Raw genomic sequence first — 14,686 nt, forward strand, 5'->3', positions numbered from 1 at the left:
TTAGACACTATTAAACGTATTTTTAACCAAAAAAGAAACGATTCGCCTAAGGTGTATAGCTTGCATGAGCCCCATGTGGAATGTATTGCTAAAGGTAAAGTAGAAAAAAGATATGAATTTGGCTGCAAAACTTCGCTAGTCATCACTCATCAAGAAGGGTTAGCTTTAGATGTTAGAGCCATTCATGGCAATCCGTACGATGGGCATACGCTTGAAGAAGCTATTAAGAAAGCTCAACATAATAGCGGCAAGAACATCGAAGTAGCTTTTGTAGATAAAGGTTATCGAGGTCATACGGTAGAAGGCAAAAGCATATTTATTTCTGGGCAAAGAAAAGGCCTTACACAATGGATTAAGTCCCAACTTAAAAGGCGCCAAGCCATAGAACCTCATATCGGCCATATGAAGAATGATGGCAAACTGGGACGCAATTACCTTAAAGGCCGTTTGGGAGATTGTTTTAACGCCCTTCTATGTGGAATTGGCCATAACATGCGTTTAATTTACAACTGGCTAATCGCTCAAAATTCTCCCAAGCGTCTTTATTCAGGCTAAAAAAACTCGTTTTCTTCTTTAAATTGCTTTAATGCTCTATCTTGAAGGCTACCTCCTGCTCTAAAACTCTTAATTTTTAGCCAATTTTCATACTCACTAACAAAAATTCTTGGATTTGCAGTTTTTTCACTTAGGTCTAAAAGAAAATTCATAATTTTTCTTTCTAATATGGATGCAATGAATAAATTTTTAAGGTTAATTCAGGTCGAACTAAATATGTAGGCCTCGCAAGAGGCCTGCTCTGTTTTAAGGTAACTGGATTTTCTATCCTACACTATATCGATATTCGATATAATGGAATAAAAATGAGATAAAAAGCTTAATTCAATTGCTTGCTGAAGTCCACCTTAGACATTTCCACGGGGTAAACTCTAAGCGTATGAGAAAAAGATTAGATCCCTCATTATACTCAATTGCTTGTAGAAAGTTAGATATGTTAAATGCCTCCATTAACTTAAGTGACCTTAAAGTGCCACCAGCAAATATACTGGAGGTCTTAAAAGGAAACTTTAAAGGTAAATACAGCATTCGTATTAATGCTCAATATCGAGTTGTATTCTCTTAGGGCATCCGAGGACCAGAGCAAGTTGAAATTATAGATTATCATTAGGCAAGAAAAGAGGAAATCATGCTTCCAAAAAATAGATCACCCATACATCCTGGAGAGGTATTGCTAGAAGAATTTCTTAAGCCCCTTAAACTTTCACAAGCGCAATTTGCTAGTTACCTGGGTGGGACTTGGACTCAACCTAAAATTAGTGAAATCATCAACAAAAAACGAGGCGTAACGGAGGCAATAGCTCTAGATTTTGCGGATGCCTTAGGAACCTCGCCTGAATTTTGGCTTAATCTTCAAAATGGATATGATCTTTGGTTTGCAAGGCAAAACCATCAGCCGATTCCTCGAATACCTGCACTAAAAGTCGTAGGTTTTTAATTTTAATGTTCCTTCGATATTCAATCGAATAGCCGTCAGCGATTTAAAAACCTCTTCTCTTAAATGCAAGAATGACTTCTTAGGGCCATGGGTGTATGAAGTGCCAGCTAGGCTCTTATGCCAATGCTCATGGGCTAACAGATTAATGGGTTTGTAAATGTATTTAATTAAAAAATTTCAGGAAAACGACAGCAAAGCATTCGTTTCTTTTCTTAACGAACAGTGTGAAGATAATGGATGGAAGAAAGAGAATGAGGATAAGCTGAGAGAAAGAGTTCTTTCTTGTTTGCAAGCCATGGAAGAAGCAAAACAATTAACTCTTCTTAATAGCTATGGATCAAAATGGCACAATTATTGGTTATATTCTTATTCAAGGGTTAAAGGAACTTTGGACGGATTTTCCCGAAGCTTTTGTTTCAAGCTTTTATGTGAGGCGTATTGCTAGGCAAAAAGGCGTTGGGACACAGTTATTAGAAGCTGTTGTAGAGGAAGCAAAAAAGCGAAATTGTATGAGATTGTTCTTAGAAAATAGTAAGGATAATCCTATTTATGAAAAAAAAATTTTATCCTAAAAGAGGATGGAAAGAACGAGCAAACATTTCCATTTTTGAGTTTCCGATAAAATAGGAGGAGTATTTGAAAGGCTTTCCTTATCAAATATAAGCGGAAGATTTCTATTCATCTACCTTAATAACTACTTTTAAATCTAAAAAAGAGAGAAAGCAACAGCTTAAAAAAAGATTGAAAAGCCAGCTAGACTTTGCTTAAAAGAAGCAGAATTTCTGTATAAGGAATTAAAAGAGAAAGGAAGACAGTTATGAAAAAAGTGATTAAGTACGAAGAAAGTTCCGGGAATGTATTGGCTGATCTAAGCATTGAAAATCCTGAGGAAGCTTTAGCTAAAGCTGAACTTATTCGCCAGATTGCTAAACTTATTAAAAAGAAAAAACTCAATCAAAAGCAAGCTGCCGAAATTTTAGGAATAGACCAACCAAAAATCTCTGCTTTAATTCGCGGAAGATTGCGTAGCTTTTCACTTGAGCGACTTATCCGCTTCCTCAATGAATTAGGCCAAGATGTTAATATTATGATTAGTCCTGCCAAATCCGCATTACGCGGTTACACCCGGCTGAGTGAATCCCATTCGAATACACCCCTTGCTGCCTTAGGAAAATAAAAGGAATGGCTTAAACCCTAGATGATTTACAAATTAAAGATATGAGTTTTGAGAATATTTCAGGGGTTTTCGGACATATGCTGAAGCTTTTCCTAGATAAGCTCTTTCTGAGCCATATATCACATGTAACATTATTGTTTACCCGCGAATGAGGTTCTTGGTGGGCGAAATCGAGAGGAAAATTGTGGGGTATATCCCATAAGCTGTCATCTAAAGAGCTCGGATTGCGGTCGAAAATTGACCGAAAGTCACTCTTTTGGCCATGACAGCAAATAGGTTTGTTATCCAATGTCCTAGAAGATGTAGAGGGGACGTGAGTGCCTTAGGGATTAATGATAAGTTTGATATTTACTTGAAAAACCTTTGTCCTAATCCAGAAGAGGTAGAACTCTATTTAGCCATGATGGAAGCTGCTTTTGAAGCTAAAGAAGGTGATAGAGAGAGAGAGAGAGAGCAGCTCAGCAAATTCAAGAGCCAGCTAACTAACCATGAAGCTAACCTACGTAAGTTTGATCAGCAAGGATTTGTAACAGGCCAGCTGGAAACTGACTTTTATAACCGTCTTAAACCTCATAGTCAGACTCAGATAGAGAAATTAAAGCTTGATAGGGAAGCCCTAAGGTTTAATGATCCAGCCTTTGAAAAATAGAGCAGGTAGGGCATTAACCTTTTGACACATAGGGATGTTTACTTCCAAATGGTGCCTTTGGATGTGAAACGGAAAATGTTTGTTTTTTATGTAGCCTGGAAAATTAGTTTTATAGGGTGGAAAATATTGAGTCGCAAAAATAAAGCTAGTTCTAAGGCTTGCCCTACAAAAAAACCAACTACTTATAAAATGAAAAACCAGAAATATTACTATTTCTGGAAATTTGCCCAAGATAGGACTCGAACCTACACACCTTACGGCACCAGAACCTAAATCTGGCGTGTCTACCAATTTCACCACTTGGGCTTAAATATTATAAATATGCGGCTAGGTTAAGCAATTTCCACCCTTCTTGTCAATGTGTATTACTTAAAATCAGCAAAAGGAGAAAAAGTTTCTTTAATATTTCTTAACAATCCCTTGTTATACTCCGGAATAATATTTAATTTTTTAAAAATGACGGTTTATGCTTGATAAGATTTATCTTTTTTTCCTGTGCATCTGGCCTTTTTTTTCTCTTGAGAGCTTAGAAAACGCTAAATCTTTATCTTTTAACCCTGAGGATCTTGCCCAAGAGGTAGTTTTGGATGAAAAAGATTTCTTTACCCTTTCTATAAGTGAATGTCGCTTGAAAAATGGCATGAGAGTCATATTGAAGCAAACAAATGATGAAGAGAATGAGATCTCCGTGCGTTTGGTGGCCCTAGGTGGTTATGGATCTGTGGAACCTGAAGATCGCGCTTCAGCTGAATTGGCAGCAAGTGTTGCGATGGAATCTGGGATAGGGGAATGGTGTCCTGATAAGCTAGCGGCGCTCCTATATGATCAATCCATAGAATTGAATATTAAAATAGAGCCTTTCGTTCGATCCATTGATGCTTCTTTCCCCCCCGAGAGTCTGGAGACATTTTTTACGTTAGTTAAAAAGATCTTTCAGCAGCCCAGATGTACTCCTGAAGCTTTCAATCAGGTATTGAAAAGTAAAAAGGATGAATTGATACGAAGAGGTAGAGAAGTAGACAGCGATAAACTTTTAAGGGTTATTGCGGTGCATGAACAGCATGCTTTAAATCCTTTAAGTTTTAAGGATCTTAAAAAAGCTAACGTGGGTCAGTCTGAAAGGTTTTTTCGTGCAGCTTTTTCTAACCCTGCGGACTTTGTTTGCATCATTGTAGGTAAATTTAATATCGAAAAAATAAAAAAACTTTGTATGGATAGTTTCTCCACCCTGGATGTCCAAAAGATAGATCAGAAATTTATCCTTCCTCATTATAAGAGAGCTCCTAAAGTCAGGTTAACTAAAATTCACCATCTTCCCCATAGCCAAGAAAGTTTAGTTTATTTATCTCTGCCTCTTCATCTCTGCTTGAATCCTACTAACTTAGAACATCTGGAGCTTGCTTGTCAGATGATAGAGACTCGCTTAAGAAATCATATAGAAACTCATTTTTCTGAAAGCAGGGGAATGGATGTAAGGTATGAGCTACCTTTATACCCTTCTTTAGAATATCCGTGGATAACTGTGCAATTTCATGTGGATGATAAACAGATTGATTCTACTTTAAACTTGGCGCTCCAGCAGATAAAAATTATATGTAGAGATGGATTTTCTCTAGATGAAGTTACAGCTGCCTCTCAGCTTAAGCAAAAAAGGGCCAAGCTATGGGAGGGTAGTCAAGATTATTGGATTATTCTTTTGTCTAATTATTATCTTTGGAAATGGGATTCTAAAAAAATTACAGAAGGATTTCAAATGCCTCAAGTGGTGGATCCTAAAGAAATCCATTTTACGCTTTGTCATTCTTTATTAATTGATGAATATACCCCTTTACATTTAGAAGACTAGTATTTTTCTTGTTCTTTTTGCTTCAATTTGGGTAAATTGGAGAGCTTAATAAATGATTTGCCTTCTAAGTGAATTTTTAATAACTTAATAATAAATATTACCCCTGTTTATAACATTTTTTATACTTGTTTTTTTTTCAATTATAATTTAATAAAAGAGGATGTATGGGATTAATCGATCAAATTCAGTTTTATAGTACTCGGCTGATCAATGGAGACTGCCTCGATAATTTTCGCTTTAATAACACCGCGGAGATTCGAGACATATTGATAGCAAAGATAGCATCTGTGGCGCTTATAGCGGGTATCGTAACAGCCTTTTTTACGATTACTTGGGCGCCTATTGTATTTATTGGTGCAGGCGTAGCAGCCTTTGCTTACTACACAGCCGAAGGATTAGAGCCTCCTTCTAAAGAGTATGTGACAAACGTCATCGAAAGGATGAGAACAGCTTGCGAAAATGTTTAGTTAAGAGCTTCTTTTATCTTTTATCTGCTTAGGTTGAGTGAGCAACTTGCTTGAAAATTATTAAGAGAGAACTTTAAATAAGCTGTTATTCATGAAGAAAATATGCCTTTTAAGAAAGGATTAATTAAAAAAAATAACTTTAGATTTTTACCCATGATGGCTACGATATGTTTTCTCGATAAATGCTGAATCTATCTTAAGTTTTAAAAATAAAAGTAACTGCTTCATATTACGGGAAAGCTGGCTACCTTTCATTCATTTGCTTGCACCACGCCTATCATTCCATAACAGAAATTTGCTAAATAAGGAGTAAAAATTTTTTATTATCTCGCGATATAAATCCTCTTAAGCTTACCGAGCAAGAAAATTGTTTAAAGTACCAAAATAGTTTTCTTGAAAAATGTGTGCTCAATCATTTTTTTATAGTTCCTTAAGCGCAGAATAAAAGCGCTTATCATACTTGCCCTAAAGCTCTTATGATAAGGCTAGCTTTAAATGATAAAAAGCATTATCCCTAAGGTAGGCCGATGAATCTTTGGGTAGGTAGTCATATATTTCTTCTCAACCTACTGATTGGTTATCCAGCAAGAGTGAATAAGTCATAAAATTTATTTCATTTTTTCTCGGGGATAAGTTGCTTCTAGAGGTAAAATAGCTTGTATGTTGGGGATAGCATAAGAGGCTGGCGAAAATTTTTTACCAAAAAGCCATTGATTAAAAATTGTGAATAATTTCCGATAATAATTTAATGGTTTTAGTGTTTTTAAGTGCTTGATAGCAAGGTGAATTTAGGGATGCTGCTAACAGCTTTTAGAAGGTGAGATAAGCAGCGAGAGCTGTATACAAAAAAGTTGAGGTAGACATAATAAAGGATCTTGTATATCAATAAGATGAGCTTAAAGAAGGCTCATCTAGGTAAAGATTGTAAATTATCTTAAAAAAGTATAACATTTTATGAATAATAAGATGGTCGTTTATGGATAATGACATTTCAATTTCTAAAAAGCTGCAAGAAATTATAGAAAAAGAAGCTTTCGATTTATTAGATAGCTTCACCGCTTCCTATAACCTCCATTCTTTAGGGAATGAGGAAAAAATTCTTTTAGCTAAGTTATTCATTAAAAAAGGTGAGTTAGAACTTAAAAGAGGAAGTGTGAACTTCCAAGAGAGTTTTGCCTTGGCTGAAAGCCTGGCTCCTTCTCATGCTATTATTTATTTCCTTAAAGGAAAAGTGTTTGCTTCCCAAAAAGAAAATGCTCGCTGTCTTGCTGCTGCCATAGAAGCTTTTGCCCAAGCTATTGCTCGGGATGCTAACTTTTTTGAAGCCTATTTAATGGGGGCAGAAACTTTAATCTTAAGTGGCTTATTTCATCAAAATCCCTATTATTTTCAAAAAGCTCAGTATAAATTTCAGGCAGGGTATGCTCTGTTAGAAAATCAGCCGGTAGAAGTTAAATCCCGTTTTTTTTGGAAATGGGGATTAAGTTGCTACCTTATTGGCCTTTCTTCTGAAGAGCCGGTGGATTTTCATCAAGCTATCCAAAGATATCGACAAGCCCAGCAATTAGGCCACCAATGTGCAGATTTTTGGCAAGATATGGCAGAGGCATTAGTGGAGCTAAGCGAGCTTATTAAACAGCATAAATATTGCGAAGAGGCGATAGAGTATTATCATCTAGCTGTTTGTGAAGAGCCTGAATGCTCCGATCGATGGCTTAAGCTTGCTCTTTGCTATGAAAAGCTCTATGATCTTAAAGGGGATCTGCAGCATTTTGAACTTGCTCAAACTGCTTTTGAAGAGGCTGCCAAAGGGCAGGAAGCTAACTTTTTCTTATGGCTACGTTGGGGGAAACTCTATTTAAACGCCTGTAAGTTACAAAAAAACCCCACTTATAATGTTGCTTGCATTGAGAAATTTACTAAAGCTACCCAAATTGATCCAGATCATCCCTTGCTTCTTGCTTTTGGGGGAGAGGCTGAAATGATTTTCGGCATACATACAGAGTCTCTTGCTCTTTTGCATTCAGCCGAGCACAAGATTACGCGTAGCCTTAAGTTAATTCCTAGAAATCCACACATTTGGGCTTTATACGGTGCTTGCTTAAATGAGCTCGGGCGCTACTTTGGTGAGGAAAGCTATTACGTGCAAGCTGCCGATAAATTCCAGCATGGGCTTACCCTTCATAAGCAAGATTCTGCATTATGGTATGGCCTTGCCACCTCGTATTTTTATATTGGTGAATATTGGAATGATTCCCAGCAAGTGGAAAATGCTGTTAATTGCTTTCAAAAAGCTTGCGATTTAGGAGGACAATCTTCATTTCAGTTTTGGAACGATTGGGGCTTAGCTCTAATGAAGCTTTCCGAGCTTACAAATGATAAAAATTATTTGGAAGCAGCCATCCAAAAATTTGAGAAGATAATTAACCTACAGGAAGAAGCTTTTTATCATCGACACTATGAACCTGAATGGCTCTATAATTATGGCTGTGCCCTTGATTTTCTAGGGGACTTTTCAGAAGAGGTTTCTCATTATGAAAAAGCCATTACTGTTTTAAATAAAGCATTAGAAATTGATCCCAATTTTACGAATGCTCGCTATAATTTAGCGGTAACTTTATCACATCTAGGAGAAGCAACCTCGGATGTAGATATTTTGCATAGCGCTATTGAACATTTTCGAGTGGTCTTGAATATAGACATCGAGGATGAGATGGCTTGGAATGATTGTGGATTAGCTTTTTTAAATATAGCAGAATTGGTGCATGAAGAAATTCGTCCAGAGCGCAGTAAAACTTATTATCAGGAAGCCGAGCAAAAATTCATGCATGCGTTGTCTTTAGGCTGTGCCCATACTTTTTATAATTTAGCCTGTATGCATTCTTTATTGCAGAACTATCCTTCGGCTATGCACTATTTAGAGCGAGCCGAGCAGGCAGGAACGCTGCCAGCCTTAGAGGATATGCTTAATGATGAGTGGTTAGAAAACCTAATTGGCACGCCTGCCTTTAGACAATTTATCTCTCACCTTGCCTCTAAGCACAACCATTTAGAAGATTGAAGACACCCAAGAGATAAGGAAACTAAAAAGTAAGCTGCAAGATGAATAAAATTAGGAGGCTAGCTAGCCGAAGGGCTGCCTAATTTAGGATTTTACTTAAGCAAATTCCAAATATTTTCCTTTGCTTTGCTATTGCTTAACTATGGGCCCCTTTAAGGACAAAAAAAAGACAGCTTTAGCAAGGGATTTGCGGTGGGCTAATTTATTTAATTCTTGTTAAGGATCGTGGATTAGATAAGAAAACCGTAAATGCCAGCAAAAAAGCTTTTGCACGTTAAACTTATCTACCGGCAAAGGTCCAAATGAAAATTCCCTTAGAAGTGAGACGGGAGGGATTATATTGTTGCCCGGGGCAATTTTATATTGATGCATGGAAGCCCGTGCCCTTATCTATCATTACCCATGCTCACGGAGATCACGCCTATCGCGGCCATCAGCATTATATCGCTTCAAAAGATTCAAAAGATTTACTGCTCCATAGATTAGGAAGTAATATTTCGTTACAGGTGCTTTCCTATGGTGAAAAGTTGAAAATAAAAGATTGTTGGGTATCCCTTCATCCGGCAGGTCATATTTTGGGCTCTTCGCAAATACGTATTGAAACCAATAGCACCGTTACCGTTATCTCCGGCGATTATAAAAGAGCTTTAGATCCCACTTGCCAGCCTTTTGAAACATTAGAATGCGATATATTTGTCACCGAATCTACCTTTGGTTTACCTATCTATCGCTGGCAAGATAGTTTGGAAATAGCTAAGGAGATGTTTGAGTGGTGGGAAGAAAACAAAGCCGACAATCATCCTTCCATTATTTATTCTTATTCATTAGGAAAAGCTCAACGTATCCTCTCTTTATTAAAGTCTTTCACAGGCCAACCCGCCTACTTGCATGGAGCCATGATGCCCTTAACGAAAATCTATGCAGAAAAGGGGATTGAGATGTTGCCCTTTATGGCCTGTAGTGAACAGCCAAAAAGCTATACATTTTCACAAGATCTGATTTTAGCGCCTCCTTCTGCCGCAGGCTCACCTTGGTTAAAACGTTTTCCTCACTTTCGTGCAGCTGCAGCTTCTGGATGGATGCTAGTAAGGGGCGCCCGTAAAAGAAAAGGCATGGACCAAGGATTTGTGCTATCCGATCATGCGGATTGGGAAGGATTAATACAAACGATTAAGCAGAGCCAAGCTAAAGTTGTGCTAACTACCCATGGCAACACCGATGGGTTAGCAAGATATTTGCGCGAGCAGCTGCATATTGATGCTAGGGAATTAAAAGGATTAGATGTTCTAGAGGAAGAGATCGATTGAAAAATTTTACGGAATTATTTGATCTGATTGATCAAACTTCATCGACTAATGAAAAGCTACGTTACATGGAAGAATACTTTAAAAAGGTTCCTTCCGAAGATGGCGCCTGGGCATTATTTTTCTTAAGCGGGCATAGGTTAAAAAGGTTAATAGGCTCTAAGACTTTACTCACCTGGTGTGGAGAGATTACCCAATTGCCAGCTTGGCTGATTGAAGAATCCTATGCCTCAGTAGGAGATACCGCCGAAACAATATCTTTATTGCTAGAGCAATCTTCCAGTAAAAATCATTTGATTGATTTGTCTTTGTCTGCCTGGATGGCAAACCTTATTCTACCTTTAAAGTCCAAGAAAGAGGAAGAGCAAAAAAGTACGGTTGTAGAAATCTGGAAGAGCTTAAGTAAAAAAGAGATTTTTATCTTTAATAAAATTCTTACCGGGGGCTTTCGCATCGGCGTTTCTCAGCTATCGGCTATTAAAGCTGTAAGCCAAGCTCTTGAGGTACCCAAAGAGGTGCTAAGTCAACGTGTCATGGGTCATTGGCAGCCTACTGCCAATTTTTTTGATAGCTTAAGAGTTGTCGAAGAGAAAAATAACTATTTAAATCCTTATCCTTTTTACCTAGCTTCGCCTTTGGAAGGAAACTTGGAAGCTTTATCCCACCCCCATGAATGGCAGGCAGAATGGAAGTGGGATGGTATCCGTGCGCAAGTTGTTTTTAGAGAAAAAGCAGCAGCTATTTGGTCGCGCGGTAATGAGCTTATCTCCGATCAATTTCCTGAGATCTTAGAAGGAATACAAAAATTTCCCCATGGAACAGTGTTAGATGGCGAAATCCTTGCTTATGAGAATGAAACCCCTTTATCCTTTGGGGTCTTGCAAAAAAGGCTAGGAAGAAAAGCGCCTTCCAAAGCTATCCAAAAAGAAGCTCCCGTCGTATTTATGATTTATGATCTTTTAGAATATAACGGTGTAGACCTCCGAAAAGAAGCTTTAATCAATCGACGTAAGATTTTAGAAGAATTAGCAGAAATTCATCCAAAATTTTTAATCTCTCCTCTCATCGCTTTTAACGTATGGGAACAGATCCATGAAAAACGCTTAATGGCTAAGCATACTTTAACCGAAGGGATTATGCTTAAGCGCTTGAACTCCCCCTATGGTACAGGGAGGCAAAGAGGAAATTGGTGGAAATATAAAATAGATCCTATGACAATTGATGCTGTCCTTCTTTATGCTCAAGCAGGTACGGGTAGAAGAGCAAATTTATATACAGATTATACTTTTGGCGTATGGCATCAACAGGAATTAATCCCTATTACTAAAGCTTATTCGGGATTATCTCAGCAAGAAATTGATAAGCTCGATCGATGGATTAGGCGCAATACCGAAGAAAAATTTGGCCCTGTGCGTAAAGTGAAAGCTGAACAAGTTTTTGAGATAGCCTTCGAAGGGATTCAGAGTTCTAAAAGGCATAAATCGGGGATCGCTTTACGTTTCCCTCGCATTGCACGCTGGAGAACTGATAAGCCTTTTACAGAATGCGACACCCTGCAACAAATTAAGCTAGAATTTTTGAATGAGCAATAAAGAATTAGCTTTTATTCTAGATTGGTTAAAAATAAAAGAATGGAGCCCTCTTGCCTTCCAGCAAGAAGCTTGGAAAGCCTTTTTTGAAGCAAAGGATGGGTTAATTTCGGTCCCTACGGGGGCAGGTAAGACCTATGCCGCTTACCTTGCCGCTTTATCTCACCTCCATCATCATCGTGCTAAAGGGGTGCAAATCCTCTATGTTACCCCTTTAAGAGCCTTAGCTAGCGATATTCAACTAGCTCTTCAACAGCCTATTCTTGATCTTAAGCTTCCCTATCGAGTAGAAAAAAGAACAGGAGACACCACGACAAGCCGAAGAGCTAAGCAAGCTAAGAATCCTCCGGAGATTCTACTGATTACCCCCGAAAGCTTGGCTCTGGTGATAAGCAATGCAGAAGCCAAACAACAGTTTGCCCACTTGCAGGCCATTATTATCGATGAGTGGCATGAACTTTTGGGAACAAAACGTGGCGTTTTACTAGAACTTTGTATAGCGCGTTTAAAAAGCTGGAGTAAAAGTGTAAGGATATGGGGACTGACAGCCACGCTTGGCAATCTGGAGCAAGCTGCGCAGGTTTGTGTAGGCATAGATCGTAAAGCTTCTTTGATTGTGGCTAAGATGCCAAGGGAAGTTATCCTAGAGACTTTATTACCGAGTAGCGTAGAAAAGCTGCCGTGGGCAGGAAAATCGGGTCTAGGTATGCTTCCCTATGTCCTTACAAAGCTTTCTCCTCACCAATCGACCTTGATATTTACCAATACTCGCTCGCAAGCCGAGCGCTGGTATCAAGCAATAGAAGAGGCTAAGCCAGACTGGAAAAATTTAATAGGCCTGCATCACAGCTCGATCGATAAAAAAGAAAGAGAACTGATCGAACAACGTCTGAAAGAGGGGATCCTGAAATGCGTAGTGTGTACTTCTTCGTTGGATTTAGGAATTGATTTTTCTCCTGTCGAGCAAGTGATTCAAGTAGGATCGCCTAAAAGTATTGCTCGTCTCTTGCAAAGGGCAGGTCGTTCCTCTCACCGTCCTCTTACTCCTTGCCGCTTGTTGATTGTTCCTACTCATGCTTTAGAGATTGCTGAATTGAAAAGCTATCGTAAAGCTTTACAGCAGCAATTGATTGAAAATCGTCTACCCTTGACGCATACATTCGATGTTCTTATCCAGCACTTAGTGACTTGTGCGATTGGTGGAGGATTTAATAAAAATGAAATGTTTAAAGAGATTAAAACGACCTATGCCTTTAAAGATCTAACCTTAGAAGAGTTGGATAGCTGCCTAGAATTTTTAATTCATGGAGGAAAAGCTTTAACGGCTTATCCTGAATATAAAAAACTTATTATAGAAAAAGATCTTTATAAGGTTGTCGATAGGAAAATTATACAGTTTCATCGCTTGAATATCGGTACGATCACTTCAGAACCTCATATCCCTGTTAAAATGAGCAATGGAAAATCCTTAGGGATCATTGAAGAAAATTTTTTATCCAGCTTGAAAAAAGGCGATCGTTTTTTATTTGGAGGCCGTCTCTTAGAACTTATTCAATTTCGTGACCTAACAGCTTATGTGCGCCTCAGTAAAGGGGTGCCTAAGACTGCCGCTGTATGGCGCGGCGGCAGGCTTCCCTTCTCAGCTCCTTTAGGAAAAATGTTAAGGGAATCTTTAAATCCATCTTCAGAGATCTACCCGGAAAATGCTTTTTTAGAGCAAATTCTTGCCATACAAAAAAAGTTCTCCTCTATTCCCCATGAAAATGAGATGCTTATCGAGAGTTTAAAATCACGAGAGGGATGGCATCTTTTTTTCTATCCGTTTGAAGGCAAAGCTGTCCATCAGGGGCTCGCTTATATTATTGCTTCCCGCTTATCTAAATGTAACCCCGGTACGTTTACCTTGAGTTCTAACGATTACGGCCTTGAAATTCTTAGCTGCGCGCCTTTCAATGAAGAGAGCTTAAATAATGCTTTATTTGCTTTCGATAAACTGGAAGAAGAGATTACCTCGCTGATCAATCTTCATGAGTTAGCGCGCTCTTCTTTTCGAGACATCGCCCGCATTTCAGGGCTTATTTTTCAAGGCTATCCAGGCAAACATAAAACCCATCGTCAAGTGCAGGTGAGCAGCAGCTTGCTCTATGAAGTTTTTAGTAAATATGACCCCTCGAATTTGTTGATACAACAGGCAAAAAGTGAGGTAATCCATCAGCAATTTGAGTTAAATAGAATTTTGCAAGTGTTGAAAAGATTGTCTACCTCCCTTATCATTCTTACGCACCCCCCCAAATTAAGTCCATTGGCTCTGCCTCTCTATATAGAAAGAGTGAGTGGTCATCTCACCAATGAAACTTTAGAAGAGCGTATTGAGAAAATTAAAAATAGCTGGAAAAGAAAATGATAGCGATCAAAATCTGCGAGCAGACTATTCAATTGTTACCGCAAAGAGCTGCTTATTGGGAAGAGAATAAGGCTTTGATAGTCGCGGATATTCACCTCGGAAAAGCAGCCACCATGCAAAGAGCGGGAATTGCTGTACCTGAAGGGGCCATGGATCAAGACTTGATTAACCTTAAAAATATAATCGAGCATACAGGCGCTCAACGCTGTATCGTGGTAGGCGATCTTATCCATGCGCAAAATGGCCTCTCAGAAGGTGTGCAATCAAAATTTGGCGAGTGGCTTTCTACCATCAATTGCTCAGTAGATCTTATCTTGGGCAACCACGATCAAGCGTTAAAGAATTATATGCCGGCAAGCTGGAAATTACAGGTTCATCAAGAATACTTGGCAATCAAGCCTTTTTACTTTAACCACTTTCCTGTAACCATAGAAAACCACTTTGTTTGGTCAGGACATCTTCACCCTCAAATTTTGCTCAAAAGCAGGCACGATCAACTCAATTTGCGTTGCTTCCAAATTTCTGACTCTTTAGGGGTGTTGCCAGCCTTTAGCGATTTTGTAGGAGGCTCTCCTGTCACTAAAAATGCAGACAATCGCATCTTTGCACTGGCAGGTAAAAAGGTGGTCGAAATATAAGATATGCAAGCTTATACTCCCAGGCTGTTTTAGCATGGAGCCTTATTTTTTTGAGCTTC

At 38.5% G+C, this 14,686-nt stretch carries 14 protein-coding genes and 1 tRNA gene; 13 read left to right on the forward strand and 2 right to left on the reverse strand.

Annotation, left to right across the window (positions count from 1 at the left end; translation table 11 throughout):
• Positions 1-555: transposase (locus tag NEOC84_RS03810; protein WP_207391792.1), on the forward strand; the 555-nt coding region annotated here is incomplete at its 5' end.
• Here the strand turns inward: NEOC84_RS03810 and NEOC84_RS03815 are convergent.
• Positions 552-707 (reverse strand): hypothetical protein, encoded by a 156-nt coding sequence (locus tag NEOC84_RS03815; RefSeq protein WP_166155447.1) that lies wholly within the window; start codon positions 705-707, stop codon positions 552-554. The two genes, NEOC84_RS03810 and NEOC84_RS03815, sit on opposite strands and share 4 nt — an antisense overlap.
• 227 nt (positions 708-934) lie before the next feature.
• Here NEOC84_RS03815 and NEOC84_RS10145 point away from each other — a divergent pair, with 227 nt between their 5' ends.
• The 5 genes from NEOC84_RS10145 (at position 935) to NEOC84_RS03840 (ending at position 3,318) form a co-directional block, all read left to right on the forward strand.
• On the forward strand, positions 935-1,120 hold the full coding sequence (locus tag NEOC84_RS10145; RefSeq protein ID WP_166155449.1) for a type II toxin-antitoxin system RelE/ParE family toxin: 186 nt from the start codon (positions 935-937) through the stop codon (positions 1,118-1,120).
• Between the two features lie 63 nt (positions 1,121-1,183).
• The gene (locus tag NEOC84_RS03825; RefSeq protein ID WP_166155451.1) at positions 1,184-1,492 is read left to right on the forward strand and encodes a HigA family addiction module antitoxin; all 309 of its coding nucleotides are present in this window, start codon (positions 1,184-1,186) and stop codon (positions 1,490-1,492) included.
• A gap of 332 nt (positions 1,493-1,824) precedes the next feature.
• The gene (locus NEOC84_RS03830) at positions 1,825-2,064 is read left to right on the forward strand and encodes a GNAT family N-acetyltransferase (protein WP_166155453.1); all 240 of its coding nucleotides are present in this window, start codon (positions 1,825-1,827) and stop codon (positions 2,062-2,064) included.
• Positions 2,065-2,309: 245 nt separating this feature from the next.
• On the forward strand, positions 2,310-2,669 hold the full coding sequence (locus NEOC84_RS03835) for a helix-turn-helix transcriptional regulator (RefSeq protein ID WP_166155455.1): 360 nt from the start codon (positions 2,310-2,312) through the stop codon (positions 2,667-2,669).
• Between the two features lie 313 nt (positions 2,670-2,982).
• Positions 2,983-3,318 (forward strand): hypothetical protein, encoded by a 336-nt coding sequence (locus tag NEOC84_RS03840; protein ID WP_166155457.1) that lies wholly within the window; start codon positions 2,983-2,985, stop codon positions 3,316-3,318.
• A gap of 224 nt (positions 3,319-3,542) precedes the next feature.
• On the opposite strand, the gene NEOC84_RS03845 is transcribed toward NEOC84_RS03840, so the two are convergent.
• Positions 3,543-3,624: transfer RNA gene (locus NEOC84_RS03845), tRNA-Leu, on the reverse strand.
• Positions 3,625-3,901: 277 nt separating this feature from the next.
• Here NEOC84_RS03845 and NEOC84_RS03850 point away from each other — a divergent pair.
• From NEOC84_RS03850 to pdeM, 7 genes are all read left to right on the forward strand, one after another.
• On the forward strand, positions 3,902-5,164 hold the full coding sequence (locus tag NEOC84_RS03850; protein ID WP_166155459.1) for an insulinase family protein: 1,263 nt from the start codon (positions 3,902-3,904) through the stop codon (positions 5,162-5,164).
• A gap of 164 nt (positions 5,165-5,328) precedes the next feature.
• Positions 5,329-5,631, forward strand: coding sequence for a hypothetical protein (locus NEOC84_RS03855; protein WP_166155461.1), 303 nt, complete (start codon positions 5,329-5,331; stop codon positions 5,629-5,631).
• A 976-nt stretch (positions 5,632-6,607) separates the two neighbouring features.
• Entirely contained in the window at positions 6,608-8,692 is a 2,085-nt protein-coding gene (locus tag NEOC84_RS03860; RefSeq protein ID WP_166155463.1) for a tetratricopeptide repeat protein, read from the forward strand.
• Between the two features lie 302 nt (positions 8,693-8,994).
• A complete protein-coding gene (locus NEOC84_RS03865; protein WP_166155465.1) occupies positions 8,995-9,999 on the forward strand; it encodes a ligase-associated DNA damage response exonuclease in 1,005 nt (334 codons plus the stop codon).
• A complete protein-coding gene (locus tag NEOC84_RS03870; protein WP_166155467.1) occupies positions 9,996-11,588 on the forward strand; it encodes an ATP-dependent DNA ligase in 1,593 nt (530 codons plus the stop codon). The genes NEOC84_RS03865 and NEOC84_RS03870 overlap by 4 nt, the downstream gene beginning before the upstream one ends.
• The gene (locus NEOC84_RS03875; RefSeq protein WP_166155469.1) at positions 11,578-13,989 is read left to right on the forward strand and encodes a ligase-associated DNA damage response DEXH box helicase; all 2,412 of its coding nucleotides are present in this window, start codon (positions 11,578-11,580) and stop codon (positions 13,987-13,989) included. The genes NEOC84_RS03870 and NEOC84_RS03875 overlap by 11 nt, the downstream gene beginning before the upstream one ends.
• Positions 13,986-14,627 carry a ligase-associated DNA damage response endonuclease PdeM gene (pdeM, locus tag NEOC84_RS03880; protein WP_166155471.1) on the forward strand — a complete coding sequence of 214 codons (642 nt, stop codon included), beginning with the start codon at positions 13,986-13,988 and terminating at the stop codon, positions 14,625-14,627. The genes NEOC84_RS03875 and pdeM overlap by 4 nt, the downstream gene beginning before the upstream one ends.
• Positions 14,628-14,686 lie beyond the last annotated feature (59 nt).

It is taken from the genome of Neochlamydia sp. AcF84 (genome assembly GCF_011087585.1).
Taxonomy (GTDB): domain Bacteria; phylum Chlamydiota; class Chlamydiia; order Chlamydiales; family Parachlamydiaceae; genus Neochlamydia.

Excerpts from the sequence above, each read along its gene's own strand:
- pdeM (WP_166155471.1), top strand. The coding sequence starts at position 13,986 with ATGATAGCGATCAAAATCTGCGAGCAGACTATTCAATTGTTACCGCAA.
- NEOC84_RS03860 (WP_166155463.1), top strand. The coding sequence starts at position 6,608 with ATGGATAATGACATTTCAATTTCTAAAAAGCTGCAAGAAATTATAGAA.
- NEOC84_RS03875 (WP_166155469.1), top strand. The coding sequence starts at position 11,578 with ATGAGCAATAAAGAATTAGCTTTTATTCTAGATTGGTTAAAAATAAAA.
- NEOC84_RS03815 (WP_166155447.1), bottom strand. The coding sequence starts at position 707 with ATGAATTTTCTTTTAGACCTAAGTGAAAAAACTGCAAATCCAAGAATT.
- NEOC84_RS10145 (WP_166155449.1), top strand. The coding sequence starts at position 935 with ATGAGAAAAAGATTAGATCCCTCATTATACTCAATTGCTTGTAGAAAG.
- NEOC84_RS03825 (WP_166155451.1), top strand. The coding sequence starts at position 1,184 with ATGCTTCCAAAAAATAGATCACCCATACATCCTGGAGAGGTATTGCTA.
- NEOC84_RS03865 (WP_166155465.1), top strand. The coding sequence starts at position 8,995 with ATGAAAATTCCCTTAGAAGTGAGACGGGAGGGATTATATTGTTGCCCG.
- NEOC84_RS03830 (WP_166155453.1), top strand. The coding sequence starts at position 1,825 with ATGGATCAAAATGGCACAATTATTGGTTATATTCTTATTCAAGGGTTA.
- NEOC84_RS03835 (WP_166155455.1), top strand. The coding sequence starts at position 2,310 with ATGAAAAAAGTGATTAAGTACGAAGAAAGTTCCGGGAATGTATTGGCT.
- NEOC84_RS03855 (WP_166155461.1), top strand. The coding sequence starts at position 5,329 with ATGGGATTAATCGATCAAATTCAGTTTTATAGTACTCGGCTGATCAAT.